Origin of the sequence: Flavobacterium piscis, assembly GCF_001686925.1 — a bacterium.
GTDB lineage: Bacteria > Bacteroidota > Bacteroidia > Flavobacteriales > Flavobacteriaceae > Flavobacterium > Flavobacterium piscis.
In genome coordinates this window covers 324,467-340,997 of sequence record NZ_LVEN01000010.1, presented here as the reverse complement: position 1 = coordinate 340,997, position 16,531 = coordinate 324,467, and the positions used below count along the sequence as shown (strand labels likewise).

Sequence of the window (16,531 nt, the reverse complement as noted above, 5' to 3'; positions counted from 1 at the left end):
ACCTGCAAAATGGAACCTTGTTGGGAATCCGTATCCTTCTGCCCTGGATGCCACTAAATTTATTCAGGCCAATACAGCAGGACCCAACCCAACTATTGTGGGTACAGTATATTTCTGGACACACAATACTGCCCCTGCAGTTATAGATCCTAGTAAGCCTAATATATACGCTTATACAAGTAACGACTATGCTGTTTTCAATTTATCAGGAAGCGTGGCGACCCGTGAGGCGATATCAGATCCAACAGCAAACCCAACCGACAATATTCCAACAGGAAACATTGCCTCAGGACAGGGATTTTTCGTAAAAGTACTGACAGACACTCCAATTAAATTTACCAATATCATGAGGGTGGCCACTGCCGGAAATTCGCAGTTTTTTAAGACAGACAAAACTACCGGGGTAAGAGATCGTTTGTGGTTAAATTTCAAAAATGCAAAAGGAGCTTTCAAACAAGTCCTGATTGGTTATTTTGATGAAGCAACCAATAGTTTCGATAATAACTATGATGCCACTACCTTAAACGGTAATCCTTACGTGGATTTTTACAGTGTAAATGAAACTAAAAAACTAACCATCCAGGGACGTGCACTGCCATTTGAGAACAGTGATCTGATTCCTCTTGGATACAGATCAACAATTGATGGGGAGTTTACCATTGCGATAGACCATACAGAAGGAATATTAGACGGGCAAACTATTTATCTTGAGGATAAAAAAACAGGGGTCATTCATAATTTAAATACAAGCGACTATAATTTTATTGCTGAAACAGGCACCGTTACAGATCGTTTTGTACTGCGTTACACCAATAAAACATTAGGCACAGGCGATTTCGAAAATAGCCCGGACGGTATTTTAGTTTCGGTAAAGAACAAAGTTATCAATATCCTTTCATCAAAAGAAAACATAAAAGAAGTTACCATTTTTGATATTACAGGAAAATTGCTTTACAGCAAAAATAAAGTATCAAATACCGAACTTCAGATTCAAAACCTGCCATCAGGCAATCAGGTTTTGATGGTAAAAATAACTTTAGAAAATGATGCTTTGGTGACAAGGAAAATCATATTTCAATAATATATAAATTGAGTTCCAATAAAAAACCATTCGCTAAGCGAATGGTTTTTTTATTTATAAATATCACTAAAAGTGGGTATTGTATTATTTTTTAATAATGAATAAATTGCAGTTTTTTCTTTCAAATCATAACAACTCAATTCTTTTATTTTGATTAAAAATGTACTTTTGCGACTCGTTTTTATCGTTTTCTTTATTAATTCAGGATTACATGCACAACAAGGAAAAGTAGATGTCAATTTTAATTTACCTGACAATGGATTAAATGGTGATGGATTCGATAAACCAGTGCGAACTTTATCTTTACAATCAGATGGTAAACTTATTGTTGGCGGCGAATATTTAAATCTTAATGGTATCCCGGTTTCTTATTTAAGTCGTCTGGAATTAGACGGTACTATTGATGCTAGTTTTAATACCGGAACAGGTTTTAATGGAAAAGTCTATGATTCGTATCTTCAGGATGATGGAAAAATAATTATAGCGGGAAGTTTTTCTGTTTTCAACGGAAGCAATACGGGAAGGCTTATTCGTTTAAATCAAGATGGTTCTCAAGATACAACACTTAATACATCCATAGGGGCAACTACTGGAATTATTTACAAAGTCTGTCCTCAACCCGATGGAAAAATTATAATCGTTGGAAGTTTTACAAAATACAATAATAGCACTGTAAACAGAATTGCCCGCATTCTTCCCAATGGAACATTAGATACATCTTTTTTAACAGGGAAAGGTTCTGCCTTAAATATTACAAATGCTGAAGTTTTAGCAGATGGAAAGATAATATTGTCCGGAAATTTTACAGAATTTAATGGAGTTTCGGCAAATAAAATTGTTCGGTTAAATCCTGATGGCAGCATTGATACTAGTTTTAATATGGGAACAGGTTTTAATGATGATATAAATGCTATGGTACTGCAACCCGACGGCAAGATTATTTTAGGAGGAAAGTTTACAAGTTATAATAGTACTACGGCAAATAGAATTATTCGTATTAATGAAGATGGAACTCCTGATACTAACTTTTTGTGCGGAACAGGATTTTCAGGAGATGCCATCCAAACGATCAAAATAGATAGTTTTGGTAATATTATGGTGGGTGGTTCTTTTACCGGGTCTTATGACAATAAAGTGGTAAACCGGATTGTGTTTTTAAATTCAAACGGTACTTTAAAAACAGATTTTGATACAGGTTCAGGGCCAGGATCTGCATCTGTTTATGCTTTAGCAAATGCTTCTGATGGATCCTGGTATATTGGAGGTTCATTTTCGATTTTTGATGGTCAAAATCAAGGCCGGCTAGTAAAAGTAAATCCAGATGGGGAACATGATACAGGATATTTAGCTTCTGGAGTTGGCTTTGATAATACTGTTCAGAAAGTTTTGCCTTTAGATGATAAAAAAACGATGGTATTTGGAAACTTTACTAAATTCAACGGTGTTCTGGCCTCAAGAATTGTTCGGCTTTTAGAAAACGGTTTAGCTGATGAAAGTTTTAATTCCGGGGAAACAGGGGCCAATAATTTAATAAAAACCGCTGTTTTACAATCTGATAATAAAATTATTTTAGGAGGCAGTTTTACAAAATATAATGGAAGAACTTGTAACCGACTTGTTCGAATTTTACCTGATGGCGAAATTGACAATACATTTAATATAGGTTCGGGAGTCAAAGCTCAGGTATATGCATTGTGCATGCAGGGCAATAAAGTAATTGTAGCAGGAAATTTCACCACCTATAATGATACACCGACCGGAAGAATAGTAAGATTACTAGAAGATGGTTCATGTGATCCGGATTTTAATGCAGGGCTTGGCGCCGATGCTATAGTTGAAACTGTTGTAACTCAGCCTGACGGAAAGATTCTGGTTGCAGGAAGGTTTAACACCTTTGCGGGTCAGTCATTTTCTCGTTTAGTTCGATTAAATTATGATGGTACTATTGATTCTGATTTCCATATTGGAGATGGTTTTGACAAATTTATATATGCAATAGCTTTACAATCTGATAATAAAATAATTATTGGAGGCTCTTTTACAACCTATAATGGCATTTCTCAAAAGCGAATTTTAAGATTGAATACGAATGGCAGTTTAGATACTACTTTTGAATCCGGTACAGGTTTTAGTAATGCAGATGTTTTGAGTCTTTTAGTTCAGCCTGATGATCGTATTTTGGTTGCAGGAAGTTTTTCAGGAAGTTATAAAAGTTATGCTTCTTTGCGGTTGATCCGATTATTAAAATCAGGTAACTATGATCCTTCTTTTCAGACAGTGGTAAATGGTAAGATTAACACAATGTGTTTTACATCAGATCAAAAACTAATGGTTGGAGGAGATTTTAATTCGATTTCTGGAGTTTCAAAACATAGAATTGCTCTTTTAAGACTCTGTCTGGAAGCAACAATCTGGAACGGCACTTCCTGGTCTAATGGTTTTCCATCCGGTGGAAAAGAACTTCTATTTAAAGAAAATTATCCAAATCTAACAACAGCTAACGTTTGTAGTTGTACTATTGAAAAAGGAAAGACAGTAACGCTTTTAAGTGACAACACTTTAGGAATTACGTTCGATTATTCAGGGTTAGGTACTTTGGTTTTAAATGATACAGCAAGTTTGTATCAGGACGATGATGAAATGGTTAATACAGGAATCGTTCATGCTAAAAGAAAGTCATCACCTATTGTAAAATTCGATTTTACTTATTGGTCATCTCCTGTTGAAAATCAAAAATTAATTGATGTTTCTCCAAATTCAGCATCACAGTGGTTTTTTTCCTATGATGAATTATCAAAAAGCTGGAAATGGGGAGATCCGCTAAATAGTAACATGAATTTAGGGCGAGGATACAGTATTATTGCCCCTGAAGATTTTTCGAATACAGTTCCACAAAAATATGAGGCAACATTTAAAGGAATCCCTAATAACGGAAAGATAACTTTAGATTTAGGCATCGGAAATACTTTTAGTTTAATTGGAAATCCTTATCCATCAGCCCTTAATGCCGATGTATTCCTAAATAAAAATTCGTCGAATATAAAAGGAACACTTTATTTTTGGACACATAATACACCAATTACTGATAATAAATATACCTCGAATGATTACGCTGTATATAATTTATTGGGTGGGGTAGGCACCAAAGCAATTTCCTCAGGAATGAATGAGACTATTCCGGACGGGACAATTGCTTCCGGACAGGGATTTTTTGTAAAAAGTAAAGATGTTTATACTATAGAATTTGACAATAGCATGCGAATTAAAGCAGGTAATTCGGTCTTTTTTAAACAGACTGACAAACAAATGAATAGTACATTTGAAAAACATAGAATATGGCTGAATTTTGAAAATAAAGAAGGTGTCTTTAAACAAATATTGTTAGGATATGCACAAGGAGCAACAAACTTTTATGATGAAAATTTTGATGCCGAAACTTTTAACGGAAATCAATTCGCTGATTTTTATAGCTTAACTGAAGATAAAAAATTAGTCATTCAGGGACGTGCGTTACCATTTACAGATACAGATACAATTTCGTTAGGTTATCGTACAGCAATCGCAGGCAATTATACAATTTCAATAGATCATGCTGACGGTAATTTAAGTGCTCAGTCTGTTTATGTCGAAGATAAAATAACGGAAAAAATTCACGACTTAACAAAGAGTAATTACAATTTTGCAACTGCAGCGGGAACTTTTACAGATCGATTTGTTGTAAGATACACGGATAAAACATTATCAACCGGAGATTTTGAGAATCTGGAAAACCATATTTTAATTTTATTAAAAAACAAAGCTATCACTATAGTTTCATCAAAAGAAAATATAAAAGAAGTTATGATTTATGATGTTTCCGGAAAGCTGCTTTATAATAAAAAGAAAGTAGGAAATACAGCACTTCAAATTCAAAACCTGCAATCAGGCAATCAGGTCCTGCTGGTAAAAGTAGTTTTACAAAATGATTTTACAACAACAAAAAAAATGCTATTTTAAAACAAAAAAGCAGTTGTCATCAATAGTAAAACTGCTTTTTTATTCAAATTTTTAGGCACTTTTCCTCAAGTTTTCATGAGTATTCGTAATTGCTTTTTCATTCTTATAATCAATCCATTTTTGCCCTTTAAATTTTCGCATCAAAATATCAAAATGGCGCATGATAAAAACATTGTATGCTGCCTTTGAAAGATTCGTTATATTTTTAGGGAAAGAACGTAAACTCATCGAAAATCCAGGAGTTAAATATTTCATATAATGCCAATAACCTTCGGGCATGTATAAAACTTCACCATGTTTGAGATTGGTGATGTAACCTTCGGCATTTTTTAGCGCGGGAAACTTTTCATAATCCGGATTGTCAAAATCAATGTCTTCTCTTGAAATCAAGGCATGCGGAACTTTGTACATATATTTTGACTGATCAGGAGCAAAAATCATACATTGTTTTTCGCCATGAAAATGAAAATGCAGAATATTCGAATAATCAATATCATAATGCATGAATACTTTCGAGTTTTCTCCGCCAAAAAAAAGCATTGGCATTTGCTTTACTAATTTTAAACCAATATCCGGCCATAAAAAGTCATCCTTTAATGTGGGAACTTCCTTCATTAAATTATAAAGAAAGATGCGATAATTGGTAGGCTTAGATTCTAATAAATTGATATAGTCGCTCATTTTCATTTTAGTATGCGCTTCATTAAAGCCATCTTCATGATTTACGGGCCTATTATCGTATAATGGGACAATAGTATCGCCTGCGATTTCTTTGATATAGTGTAGTTTCCATTTATGATAAGCCGGCCAATCTTCGGTTAGCTCTTCAATAACAACTGGAATTTGTTTTTTTACATATTGGGAAATAAAATCAGATTTTGAGATCTTTTTTACCCTTTCGATTTGTGTTAACTTCATCTTTTTAAATAAAAAAATTGCTTATAGCTCTCTGCTACAAGCAATTTAAAAATATTTCTTGAAACTTGTTAACTCTTTTAATTAATTTTTTGATTTGATCGAAGCTTCAAGGTTTCTTTCAATAGTATGTCCGGGTCTCGACCATTTAGGTTTTTCGCCTAAAGGAGCGAATTGAGAGTCAGCTGCTTCAACAGTTTGAGGCTGAGAAACTTTAACAAATGGTTTTTGCGGAATCAATCCTAATAAGTCAAACATTTTCATGTCTTCCTGAACATCAGGGTTTGGTGTTGTCAGCAATTTGTCTCCGGCAAAAATAGAATTTGCACCGGCAAAAAAGCACATTGCCTGTCCTTCGCGGCTCATATTGGTTCTTCCTGCAGACAAACGTACTTGTGTGTCCGGCATTACAATTCGGGTTGTGGCGACCATACGAATCATTTCCCAGATTTCAACAGGTTTTTCTTCTTCCATCGGAGTTCCCTCAACAGCAACTAAAGCATTAATGGGCACAGATTCCGGTTGAGGATTCAATGTCGAAAGTGCTACAAGCATTCCGGCTCTGTCTTCGATGCTTTCTCCCATACCGATAATTCCTCCGCTACAAACCGTAACATTCGTTTTACGAACATTTTCTATTGTTTGCAAACGATCCTCAAAACCACGAGTCGAAATAACATCTTTATAATATTCTTCAGAAGTATCTAAATTATGGTTGTACGCATATAAACCAGCTTCTGCCAAACGCTGTGCCTGATTTTCGGTAATCATACCCAGAGTACAACAAACCTCCATGTCTAGTTTATTAATGGTACGAACCATTTCTAAAACCTGATCAAACTCTTCGCCATCTTTTACATTTCTCCACGCAGCTCCCATACAAACTCGGGACGATCCGCTGGATTTGGCACGTAAAGCTTGTGCTTTTACCTGACTTACACTCATTAAATCATTTCCTTCAACACCTGTGTTGTAACGTGCAGCTTGCGGACAATAACCGCAATCTTCAGGACAGCCACCTGTTTTGATAGAAAGTAAAGTAGAAACCTGAACCACGTTTGGATCGTGTTTTTGCCTGTGTATAGTTGCTGCTTCATACAGCAGGTCCATCATGGGTTTATTATATATGGCGATTATCTCGTCTTTTGTCCAGTTGTGTTTGGTAACGTTCATAGGTTTATTATTTGTTTGGAACTTCAAATGTAATTAAATTGTTCTAATCAAAAATGTGCATTGCCTAAAATGAATATTCTGCATGAAATTTCAAAAAAGAAGCATTCTAAAATCATATAATTATTAAAAAATATGATTTTAGAATGCTTAAATGATTATTTTATTTTGAAATATTAATCGGCTACATATTTGTTGTTCCAATACAGCATCATCATTAATGTCACAATTACCGAAGATGCGACTCCTTCAAATAATAAGCAAATACAATAAGTTGGTACAGAAGGGTTTCCTCCAAACATAAAAGCTTCCGACAGTGTTTGTACGTAGGCATCTCCGCCTCGGGCGTAACTATAAACCAATAATCCAAAAACACTCATCGCTACACCAACCACAGAAGTTGCCATAGCAGAAACGGCATTCGATACAAAATTGGTTTCTCCTTCCTGCAGGTTCATCTTCATTGTTTTATTTACTCCGTAGAATATAAAAAACACATTCAGGGTACGCAAGTAGAATAAATGTGCCAAACCTAATACGTTCATCAATAAAAAATAAATTCCTATACCAAGGAAAATAAGAAAACCGTTGGTTATTTCTTTAGGTAATTTCATAGTGGTTATTTTTAAAGAAGTTAATAGTAAATATTTGATAAACAGATATGTATCAAATTTACTAAAAAAATAACTACGATGATTTAAAAATGGCGAAAAGTATGATTCGACCCCTTTTTTAATTGATACAAAAATGGTTTTAAGTTTCAAAACAGAATAATTTTGGTATTATTTAAGTCTGCTTAACTTGGTGAAACTTGTAGATTTTTAGAGCTATATTTAATAATCAACTTAAAATTTTGTATTTTTGATTGATGAGCAATAAAGTGCAAATAGAGCAAAGTTTTATTATTGACAAATTAACGGATTCTATTTTAAATACAATTTCCGGTGATAGTTTCCAAACTGAAGTGAGTCGCATTACGAGTGTTGATTTGAAAAATATAATAAAGAAGAATGGATGGAATTTTAATTGGAAATCTGAATTTAACGATATAAAAAAGGAAGTATACAAACTTACAATTGTAAATAATTCCAATATAATTCAAGGGGCATTAAGTATAACAATCGAAGAGGATCATGTTTATATGAATCTCTTAGAAAGTTCTCCTTTTAATGTTGGTAAAAATAAACTTTATGAAGGAGTTTCAGGAAATTTAGTTGCATTTGCCTGTAAAGTTTCATTTCAAAAAGGATTTGATGGATTCGTTGCATTTACCGCCAAAACAAATTTGATTAAACATTATGAGGAAAGTTTAGGAGCTTTTCATTTTAAAAATCAAAGAATGATTATCGAAACTGAAGCATCAAAAAAATTAGTGAAAAAGTATTTTAAATCATAAAAATATGAGCTTTATAAAAGAACCCAAAGGTGTTGATTTTATTATACAAAGTCCGCCTTTAACAGAAAAAGAAAAAATCGAGATCAGTGAATTTATAGCTAGTAGAAAGGCTAAAAGAAATATTGAATCAAAAATTTCTAAACCTAAGGTGATTACTGCAAAATAAATAGGATATAAAAGGTCTTTTTAAAGCTTATTTACAAAAGCCAAAGCATCTTTTTTATCCTGATTTAATTGGGCTTTAAGCAAATCCAATGAACCAAATTTTTGTTCTTCGCGAAGATATTGTAGTAATGAAACTTCAATTTTTTGACCATAGATATCAGCATCAAAGTCAAACAGGTTAACTTCGATAGTTTGGCTTTGTCCATTCACAGTTGGGTTATAACCAATATTCATCATTCCAAAAACTTCTTTTTCGTTTATTAAAGCTTTCACTACATAAACACCAACTTTTGGAATTAGCTTATATTCTTCTTCTATTTTAATGTTTGCTGTAGGGAAACCAATTGTTCTTCCTAACTGTTTTCCTTTTACAACTTCGCCCGTTAAAAAATAAGAATATCCCAAATATTCATTGGCCAAATCCATGTTTCCTTCGTTTAAAGCTTTCCTGATTTTAGTCGAACTTACAGAGACATCCTGAATTTCCTGAGCCGAAATTTGTTCGACTTCGAAACCGTATTCAGTCCCAAAAGCAATGAGATCATCAATATTGGCGGTTCTATTTCTTCCAAAACGGTGATCGTGACCAATAATTATTTTCTGAATATGAAATTGATCTACCAAAATAGAATGTACAAACTCTTCGGCGGTTAATCTTGAGAAACTTTCGTTAAACGGATGAATAACAAGATTTTCGATTCCTGTTGCTTCCAGAAGTTTTGTTTTTTCAGCAATAGTATTCAAAAGTTTTATTTCTGATTTTTCCTGCAAAACCATTCTTGGATGCGGAAAAAAAGTAAGCACTAAACTTTCGTATTTTCCGTTTTCAGTATTTTGAGTAATTCGTTCAAGAATTTTTTTATGACCAATATGTACGCCGTCAAAGGTGCCAAGAGTTAAAATTGTTTTCTTGGTTGACTGAAAATCGTTTATAGAATGAAAGAGCTTCAAAACAAATAATTTAAGATGGTGCAAATTTATACTATCTATTTTAAATTTTATGCTAAGCCCAATTGATTTTTAATGACAATCAGGCTATTTTATATAAAATATAACAACTTGTCGACTAAAAAGCATTAATTGTCGCAGATATGTAAGAGTTTCATTTAATTCACTTAATTTTGATTATTCAATTATCATTTGGGTATGAAAAAAAAATTACTTCTTTTATTGTTTATTTTTTGTTGTGTAAATATTCATGCGCAAAGTGATAATTTGTGGCAAAAAGTAAGCTCGGCTTCTGTGAGTAAAAGGATAAATTCAGCTAATTCTGAAAGACTTTACTATAAACTTAATGCCGATTTTTTAAAATCAAAACTTTCCGGTACAACAACTCCTTCATCAAAAAAGAGCACAACAGAAATTACAATACCAAATTCTAATGGCGTTCTGGAAAGATTTACAGTATGGGAATCTTCTAATTTTGAACCTGAACTACAGGCAAAATATCCTGAGATAAGAGCCTACGAAGGAATAGGTATAGACGATAAATCGGCCAAAATTCATTTTAGTGTTGCACCAATTGGCGTTCAAACCATGGTGTTTCGTTCTGAGAAACCTTCTGAATATATTGAACAAAATCCTGAAGACAAATCCGGATATGTTTTATTTACTAAAAACGATATGCCGGCTACAGCACGATTAGAGTGTAAAACGACAAATGAAATTTTGAATGTAAATAATTCGTCAAAAACAGCAAAATCCGCGGCAAATAATAAAGTTTTCAAAACCTTGCGCTTAGCAATTTCCTGCACAGGAGAATATACCGCTTACTTTGGCGGAACTGTTGAGGGTGCATTAGCAGGAATGAATGCTACTATGACCAGAGTTAATGCTGTTTTTAATAGAGATCTAGCTGTAAAATTGATGTTAATTGCCAATACAAATGCAGTTATTTATACCAATGCTGCAACAGACCCATATTCTGATGCTGCCAAAGGTACATCCGAAGATCAATCAGACGGTAATGATTATTGGAGCAAAGAAGTTCAGAGTACATTAACAACCGTTATTGGCGACGCAAATTATGATATAGGACATTTGTTTGGTGCATCGGGAGGCGGTGGTAATGCAGCTTGTATAGGTTGCGTTTGCAATAGTCCAACAGCATCAAATGTTATTGGTAAAGGAAGCGGATATACCTCGCCATCTAACAATAAACCTCAGGGAGATACTTTTGATATTGATTTTGTGGCCCACGAAATGGGACATCAATTAGGTGCCAATCATACTTTTTCTTTTGATGGTACCGAAAGAACAGGCATGAATGTAGAACCAGGAAGCGGATCTACGATTATGGGTTATGCTGGTATAACGAATTATGATGTTCAGGACAATTCAGACGATTATTTTGCTTATACCAGTATTTGGCAAATTCAGAGCAATCTTGCTACAAAAAGTTGTCCTGCTAATACTGCCATAGCCAATAATCCGCCCGCAATTAGTGCTGGTTCAGACTATACAATTCCAATAAGTACACCTTTTATTTTAACAGGTTCGGGTAGTGGTGCTACTTTTACATGGGAACAATTTGACAGTGCAATATCATCATCAACGGCCAATAGTAATAGTGTTGCTTATCCCACAAAACCTGACGGGCCATTGTTTAGATCTCTAATGCCGTCTAGTTCTCCGGTGCGTTATATGCCGACTTTAAGTACTGTTTTAGGAAATAAATTAACTACAACCTGGGAATCTGTTTCATCTATTGCAAGAACATTGCATTTTACTTTGACAACAAGAGATAATGGAGCTCAGGGACTCGCGCAAACAAATAGTGATGAAATGGTAGTAAATGTAGTGGCGAATGCCGGCCCGTTTGCAGTAACTTCCCAAAATAGCAATGATGTAAGCTGGCAAATAGGATCATTTCAAACTATAACGTGGAGTGTTAATAATACCAATACTTTGCAAGGTTCTTCAAGTGTAAACATCAAATTGTCTACAGATGGCGGATTAACATATCCTGTCATTCTGGCTTCAAATACACCAAATGATGGTACTCAGTCTGTTCAAATTCCAACAAGTGTAGAAGCTTCAACAAATTGCAGGGTTTTGGTTGAACCAACAGCGAATATTTATTATGCCATAAATAGCCAGCCTTTTGCAGTAGGATATACCTCTGCGACAAGTTGTGATTCTTATAGTTTTGGAAACGCTTTTGATATTCCTTTTGGAGCCACTTTTACGACAAGAACTGTAAATGTGCCCGCGTCGACAGGAAAAGTTTCTGATGTAAATGTGATGGTGAATTTTACACATGAAAGAATTTCTGATGTCGAAATTCAACTAGTAAGCCCACAAGGAACAACCGTTAATTTATATAACAATAAAAGCTGCGGAGGAATACAGTCTACTTTAGACTTGCAGTATGACGATGCAGGAGTTCCATTAGATTGTTCTAAAATAACCAGCCAGATTGTTATTCCGGTAAATTTGTTAAGTGTATTTAACGGGCAAGATCCTAAAGGTACCTGGACTTTTAAAGTTCGTGATGCAGTTACAGGCAGGTTCGGGAAAATAAATTCGGCATCGGTAAATATTTGCAATCAAACTTTTACTCTGGGAGAACCCAGTCAGGAAAAAATAGATTTTGCACTCTATCCAAATCCAACCAGAGGAAATTTTACCATTCAGCTGGAAAGTGATTCTTTGCAGAGAATTGAGGTTTTTGTACATGATATTGCAGGTCAAAAAGTCTATTATAATTCTTTTGATAAAACGCATCATTTTAACCAAAACATCGATCTAACAAATCTTTCTGCCGGAATGTATTTTGTAACAACTATTAATGGAGATGACAGAACAGTGAAGAAACTGATTGTTTACTAACTTTTAAATAAATTCCAAAAAATAAATTCCAAATTCCAATAACTATAAGTTGGAATTTGGAATTTATTTTTTGGAATTTCCTCAAAAGATCAAGTTTGGAATTTCCAGTAAGGTTTGGAATTTGGGATTTTATCCCCATGTTTCGGGATTGGAATTTCCCGCTAAGAGTGTGCCATCGCCATACAAACGATACTAATTTTGGCTCCGGGAATTTTTAATAAAGCTTTTGAGCAGGCTTCGAGAGTGGCTCCGGTTGTTAAAACATCGTCTACAATTAAGAAATGTTTGTTTTGATTTTCTGCTGTAAAATGCACATCAAAAATATTTTCGATATTTTCAGATCTTCCAATGAGGTTCTTTTTTGATTGTGTTTTCGAATATTTTTTTCGATATAAAAGAGTATCATTATAGTTAATCTTTAAACCTTTGGCTAAAGCCTTGCCAAAAGTTGTAACCTGATTATAGCCGCGTTCCCTGAATTTTTTAGGATGCAACGGAACAGGGATTACAACGTCAAAAGGAGTTTCTAAAATGAGTTCCTTTAAATCTTCCATATACCAATTTCCTAAAACGGTTCCAATCTCTTCGTGACCTTTGTATTTTAGGTTGTGAATAAGTTCCTGAACAATTCCTTTTTTGTTAAAATACAAAATTGCCGATGCGTGTTCGATAGCAATTTTACCATAAAATTTCTTGACCGCTTCATTTTTTGGATCTAAATGATATTGGGTAAGAGGCAATTCGTGACGACAATTGGTACAAAATACAGTTTCGTTGGTGATCAAAATAGTATGACATCCGGCACAAACTTTAGGGAAAAACAGGTCAATAATATAATTAAACACAAATAGAAAGAATTTAGTTACAAAAATAACGAAATCAATCTCTCAATCTTTATATTTTTTCTTTTTTTTAAACGTACTTTTTATATTTTTGCATCACTATGGCAAAACAAGAAGATATATTTAAGAATGTGGTTTCGCACGCAAAAGAGTACGGATTTATTTTTCCGTCAAGCGAAGTATACGACGGATTGAGTGCAGTGTATGATTATGCACAAAATGGTGTCGAGTTAAAAAAGAATATCCGTGAATATTGGTGGAAATCAATGGTTCAGATGAATGAGAATATTGTGGGCCTTGATGCTGCAATATTGATGCATCCAACAACCTGGAAAGCTTCAGGCCACGTTGATGCTTTTAATGATCCGTTGATTGATAATAAAGATTCAAAGAAAAGATATAGAGCTGACGTTTTAGTTGAAGATCATGCTGAAAAGATCAATCAAAAAGCTCAAAAAGAAATCGAAAAAGCGAGAGCTCGTTTTGGCGATGCATTTAATGAAGAAGAATTTATTACCACAAATGCACGTGTTGTAGAATATCTTTCAAAGTATAAAGAAATTTTATCAAGGCTTGCAAAAGGTATGACTGATGATCTTCAGGATGTAAAAGCTTTGATCGAAGAATTAGAAATTGCTGATCCTGAAACCGGTTCAAGAAACTGGACAGACGTAAAGCAATTCAACCTAATGTTCGGAACTAAACTGGGAGCTTCTGCAGATTCTGCAATGGATTTGTATTTACGTCCGGAAACAGCTCAGGGTATTTTTGTAAATTTCCTGAACGTTCAAAAATCAGGTCGTATGAAAATTCCTTTTGGAATTGCTCAAACCGGTAAAGCCTTCAGAAACGAAATTGTTGCAAGACAATTTATTTTCCGTATGCGTGAATTCGAACAAATGGAAATGCAATTTTTTGTACGTCCGGGTGAAGAAATGAAATGGTACCACCATTGGAAAGAAACACGTTTAAACTGGCACTTGTCTTTAGGATTAGGAAAAGATAATTACCGTTTTCACGATCATGAAAAATTAGCACATTACGCAAACGCTGCGGCTGATATTGAGTTTAATTTCCCTTTTGGTTTTAAAGAATTAGAAGGAATTCACTCTCGTACTGATTTTGACTTAAAAGCACACGAACAATATTCTGGTAGAAAATTACAATATTTTGATCCGGAACTAAATGAAAATTACGTGCCATACGTAGTAGAAACTTCAGTTGGTTTAGATCGTATGTTTTTGGCTGTTTTTGCAACTTCATTACAAGAAGAAACTCTTGAAGATGGTTCTACAAGAACGGTTCTAAAATTACCATCAGTTTTAGCACCAACAAAAGTGGCTATTTTGCCATTGGTTAAAAAAGACGGATTGCCGGATATCGCCAGAAAAATCATTGATGATTTAAAATGGGATTTCAGTGTGGCTTATGATGAAAAAGATGCTGTAGGACGTCGTTACAGAAGACAAGATGCTCTTGGAACTCCGTTTTGTGTAACAGTTGATCACCAAACAATCGAAGACGAAACAGTAACAATTCGTCATAGAGATACAATGAAACAGGATCGTGTAAAAATTTCTGAATTGAAAGACATTATCGAGAATGAAGTTTCTATGAAAAACTGGTTGATGAAAATGTAATTTTCTTAAATCAATACTATAATAAATCCCAAATTCCGTACAGGAATTTGGGATTTTTTTAATTTTACAAATGCAGTTCGTCGGACTTTTTTGCATTTCACCTATATGTGTTAACATTTGTTTGTAATGTATTAACAATGAAATAGTAAAATAACTGAAATTCGTATTTTTAATTGCGGATAAAACACTAAAAATAAATTTTTTCAAAAGTATTGATGAAACTACTGGGATAGTTGTCGGGGATTCATGAAAAATCAACAAAAACTGATATTGAAAAAGTATTCGTATATTATTATTGACGATGATGCTGAAAGTATTTTGAAAACCAGAGCAATTGCCGAAGGTTTTTCAGAATTAACTTTTATGGCTTCGGCTACGAATTATCAGGACGGTTTGTATTTAGTGTTACAACACCGGCCTTCGATTGTTTTTTTAGAAATTGATCCTTTGGACATATCCAGCAATTTATCGCTTGCTTTTATAAACGAGCTTTACAGATTCCTGCCACTTATTCCCAAAATAATAATTACTACCCCAAAAAAAGAGCTTGCTTTTGAAGCCATTCAGTACAATGTTTTTGATTATATCCTGAAGCCTCTTCGCGCAATAGACGTTTTAAGAACAATTTTAAAATTGGATAAAACGATTCACGAAACGAATGTAGCAGAAATAAGAAACGAAATTACCTCTTCTGCACTTCCTTTTATACAAAAGCCGCAAAAGATAGAGACTCCTCTTATTATATGCATTAAGTCATACGGTGACCATCGTTATATGAATGCAGCCGATATTTGCTATTTTCAGGCTGATAATAATTCGACAGATATTTATTTGAATTCAGGCGAAATGATCACCGCCTTTAAAACTTTAAAGCATTTTGAGAGTATTTTGTCGCATCCTTTTATCCGAATTCACAATAGTTATATTATCAACAAAAACTATATAGCAAGAATTCATAACGGAAGCTCAGTTTGTTACATAAAAAATTCGCTAAAAAAGATTCCTTTTTCTAAAACCTACAAATCAAATGTAGATCTAATTATAGCAGATTTTTCTATAGGAAATTACTTAGAAGTCTAAAAATTAGGCATTTACATAAATTTGATACCCATTGACTATCAATTGGGTATGATCTACCATAAACCTGTTTTTTCGTATAAATTTTTTTTGAATTCGGAGTTAGTTTTACACCATGATTCGCACACGGCGATGATTCTCCAAAAACAAAAAAAATCAACATTTAATACCTCAGATTATGAAAAAAGCAGCTTTAACATTCGGATTATTTTCTTTAGTAATGGTAGCAACATCATTCGCTACTCCTGAAACTACAAATTTCTTAGCAGTTTCAGATTCTATTAAAATCGTGCCTATCGATGGAGGTGCTACAGGAAAACAAAAGAAAGGTGATCAAATAGCAAACAATGCAAAACAATTGACTTTTGCCAGCGTTAATCAATCTATCGGAACAGATAAAAAAGTAGACTAAGCTGCA

At 34.0% G+C, this 16,531-nt stretch carries 13 protein-coding genes; 8 read left to right on the top strand and 5 right to left on the bottom strand.

The features are described 5' to 3' along the window. Positions 1–1,081 (top strand): T9SS sorting signal type C domain-containing protein (locus FLP_RS07010; RefSeq protein ID WP_131798887.1); only part of this gene is annotated, 1,081 nt, incomplete at its 5' end. Positions 1,082–1,249: 168 nt separating this feature from the next. Next, the gene (locus FLP_RS07005) at positions 1,250–5,077 is read left to right on the top strand and encodes a T9SS sorting signal type C domain-containing protein (protein ID WP_243397513.1); all 3,828 of its coding nucleotides are present in this window, start codon (positions 1,250–1,252) and stop codon (positions 5,075–5,077) included. Between the two features lie 51 nt (positions 5,078–5,128). On the opposite strand, the gene FLP_RS07000 is transcribed toward FLP_RS07005, so the two are convergent. The 3 genes from FLP_RS07000 to FLP_RS06990 form a co-directional block, all read right to left on the bottom strand. Beyond that, positions 5,129–5,995: a cupin-like domain-containing protein gene (locus FLP_RS07000; protein ID WP_065448789.1), complete on the bottom strand. Its 867-nt coding sequence runs from the start codon at positions 5,993–5,995 to the stop codon at positions 5,129–5,131. 81 nt (positions 5,996–6,076) lie between these two features. Continuing rightward, complete coding sequence (gene bioB, locus FLP_RS06995; RefSeq protein WP_065448788.1) at positions 6,077–7,165, bottom strand: biotin synthase BioB; 1,089 nt, start codon at positions 7,163–7,165, stop codon at positions 6,077–6,079. Between the two features lie 173 nt (positions 7,166–7,338). Next, complete coding sequence (locus FLP_RS06990) at positions 7,339–7,776, bottom strand: hypothetical protein (RefSeq protein ID WP_065448787.1); 438 nt, start codon at positions 7,774–7,776, stop codon at positions 7,339–7,341. Between the two features lie 254 nt (positions 7,777–8,030). Between FLP_RS06990 and FLP_RS06985 the strand changes: the two genes are divergently transcribed. Beyond that, entirely contained in the window at positions 8,031–8,558 is a 528-nt protein-coding gene (locus FLP_RS06985) for a hypothetical protein (protein WP_065448786.1), read from the top strand. A gap of 4 nt (positions 8,559–8,562) precedes the next feature. Next, complete coding sequence (locus FLP_RS25425; protein WP_165606653.1) at positions 8,563–8,724, top strand: hypothetical protein; 162 nt, start codon at positions 8,563–8,565, stop codon at positions 8,722–8,724. A 20-nt stretch (positions 8,725–8,744) separates the two neighbouring features. Here the strand turns inward: FLP_RS25425 and FLP_RS06980 are convergent, their stop codons facing one another. After that, positions 8,745–9,674, bottom strand: coding sequence for a bifunctional riboflavin kinase/FAD synthetase (locus tag FLP_RS06980; RefSeq protein ID WP_065448785.1), 930 nt, complete (start codon positions 9,672–9,674; stop codon positions 8,745–8,747). A gap of 195 nt (positions 9,675–9,869) precedes the next feature. On the opposite strand from FLP_RS06980, the gene FLP_RS06975 reads away from it, so the two are divergent. Beyond that, positions 9,870–12,554: a zinc-dependent metalloprotease gene (locus FLP_RS06975; RefSeq protein WP_065448784.1), complete on the top strand. Its 2,685-nt coding sequence runs from the start codon at positions 9,870–9,872 to the stop codon at positions 12,552–12,554. Between the two features lie 161 nt (positions 12,555–12,715). Here the strand turns inward: FLP_RS06975 and FLP_RS06970 are convergent, their stop codons facing one another. Beyond that, entirely contained in the window at positions 12,716–13,399 is a 684-nt protein-coding gene (locus FLP_RS06970; RefSeq protein WP_089477426.1) for a ComF family protein, read from the bottom strand. A 98-nt stretch (positions 13,400–13,497) separates the two neighbouring features. Between FLP_RS06970 and FLP_RS06965 the strand changes: the two genes are divergently transcribed. From FLP_RS06965 to FLP_RS06955, 3 genes are all read left to right on the top strand, one after another. Beyond that, positions 13,498–15,036 (top strand): glycine--tRNA ligase, encoded by a 1,539-nt coding sequence (locus FLP_RS06965; protein WP_065448783.1) that lies wholly within the window; start codon positions 13,498–13,500, stop codon positions 15,034–15,036. A gap of 270 nt (positions 15,037–15,306) precedes the next feature. After that, positions 15,307–16,116: a LytR/AlgR family response regulator transcription factor gene (locus FLP_RS06960; RefSeq protein ID WP_065448811.1), complete on the top strand. Its 810-nt coding sequence runs from the start codon at positions 15,307–15,309 to the stop codon at positions 16,114–16,116. A gap of 175 nt (positions 16,117–16,291) precedes the next feature. Further along, positions 16,292–16,525: a hypothetical protein gene (locus FLP_RS06955; protein ID WP_065448782.1), complete on the top strand. Its 234-nt coding sequence runs from the start codon at positions 16,292–16,294 to the stop codon at positions 16,523–16,525. Positions 16,526–16,531: the final 6 nt, after the last annotated feature.

Bases quoted from the DNA above. Each gene is read 5' to 3' on its own strand.
- FLP_RS07000 (WP_065448789.1), bottom strand. From the start codon at position 5,995: ATGAAGTTAACACAAATCGAAAGGGTAAAAAAGATCTCAAAATCTGAT.
- bioB (WP_065448788.1), bottom strand. From the start codon at position 7,165: ATGAACGTTACCAAACACAACTGGACAAAAGACGAGATAATCGCCATA.
- FLP_RS06990 (WP_065448787.1), bottom strand. From the start codon at position 7,776: ATGAAATTACCTAAAGAAATAACCAACGGTTTTCTTATTTTCCTTGGT.
- FLP_RS06985 (WP_065448786.1), top strand. From the start codon at position 8,031: ATGAGCAATAAAGTGCAAATAGAGCAAAGTTTTATTATTGACAAATTA.
- FLP_RS25425 (WP_165606653.1), top strand. From the start codon at position 8,563: ATGAGCTTTATAAAAGAACCCAAAGGTGTTGATTTTATTATACAAAGT.
- FLP_RS06975 (WP_065448784.1), top strand. From the start codon at position 9,870: ATGAAAAAAAAATTACTTCTTTTATTGTTTATTTTTTGTTGTGTAAAT.
- FLP_RS06965 (WP_065448783.1), top strand. From the start codon at position 13,498: ATGGCAAAACAAGAAGATATATTTAAGAATGTGGTTTCGCACGCAAAA.
- FLP_RS06955 (WP_065448782.1), top strand. From the start codon at position 16,292: ATGAAAAAAGCAGCTTTAACATTCGGATTATTTTCTTTAGTAATGGTA.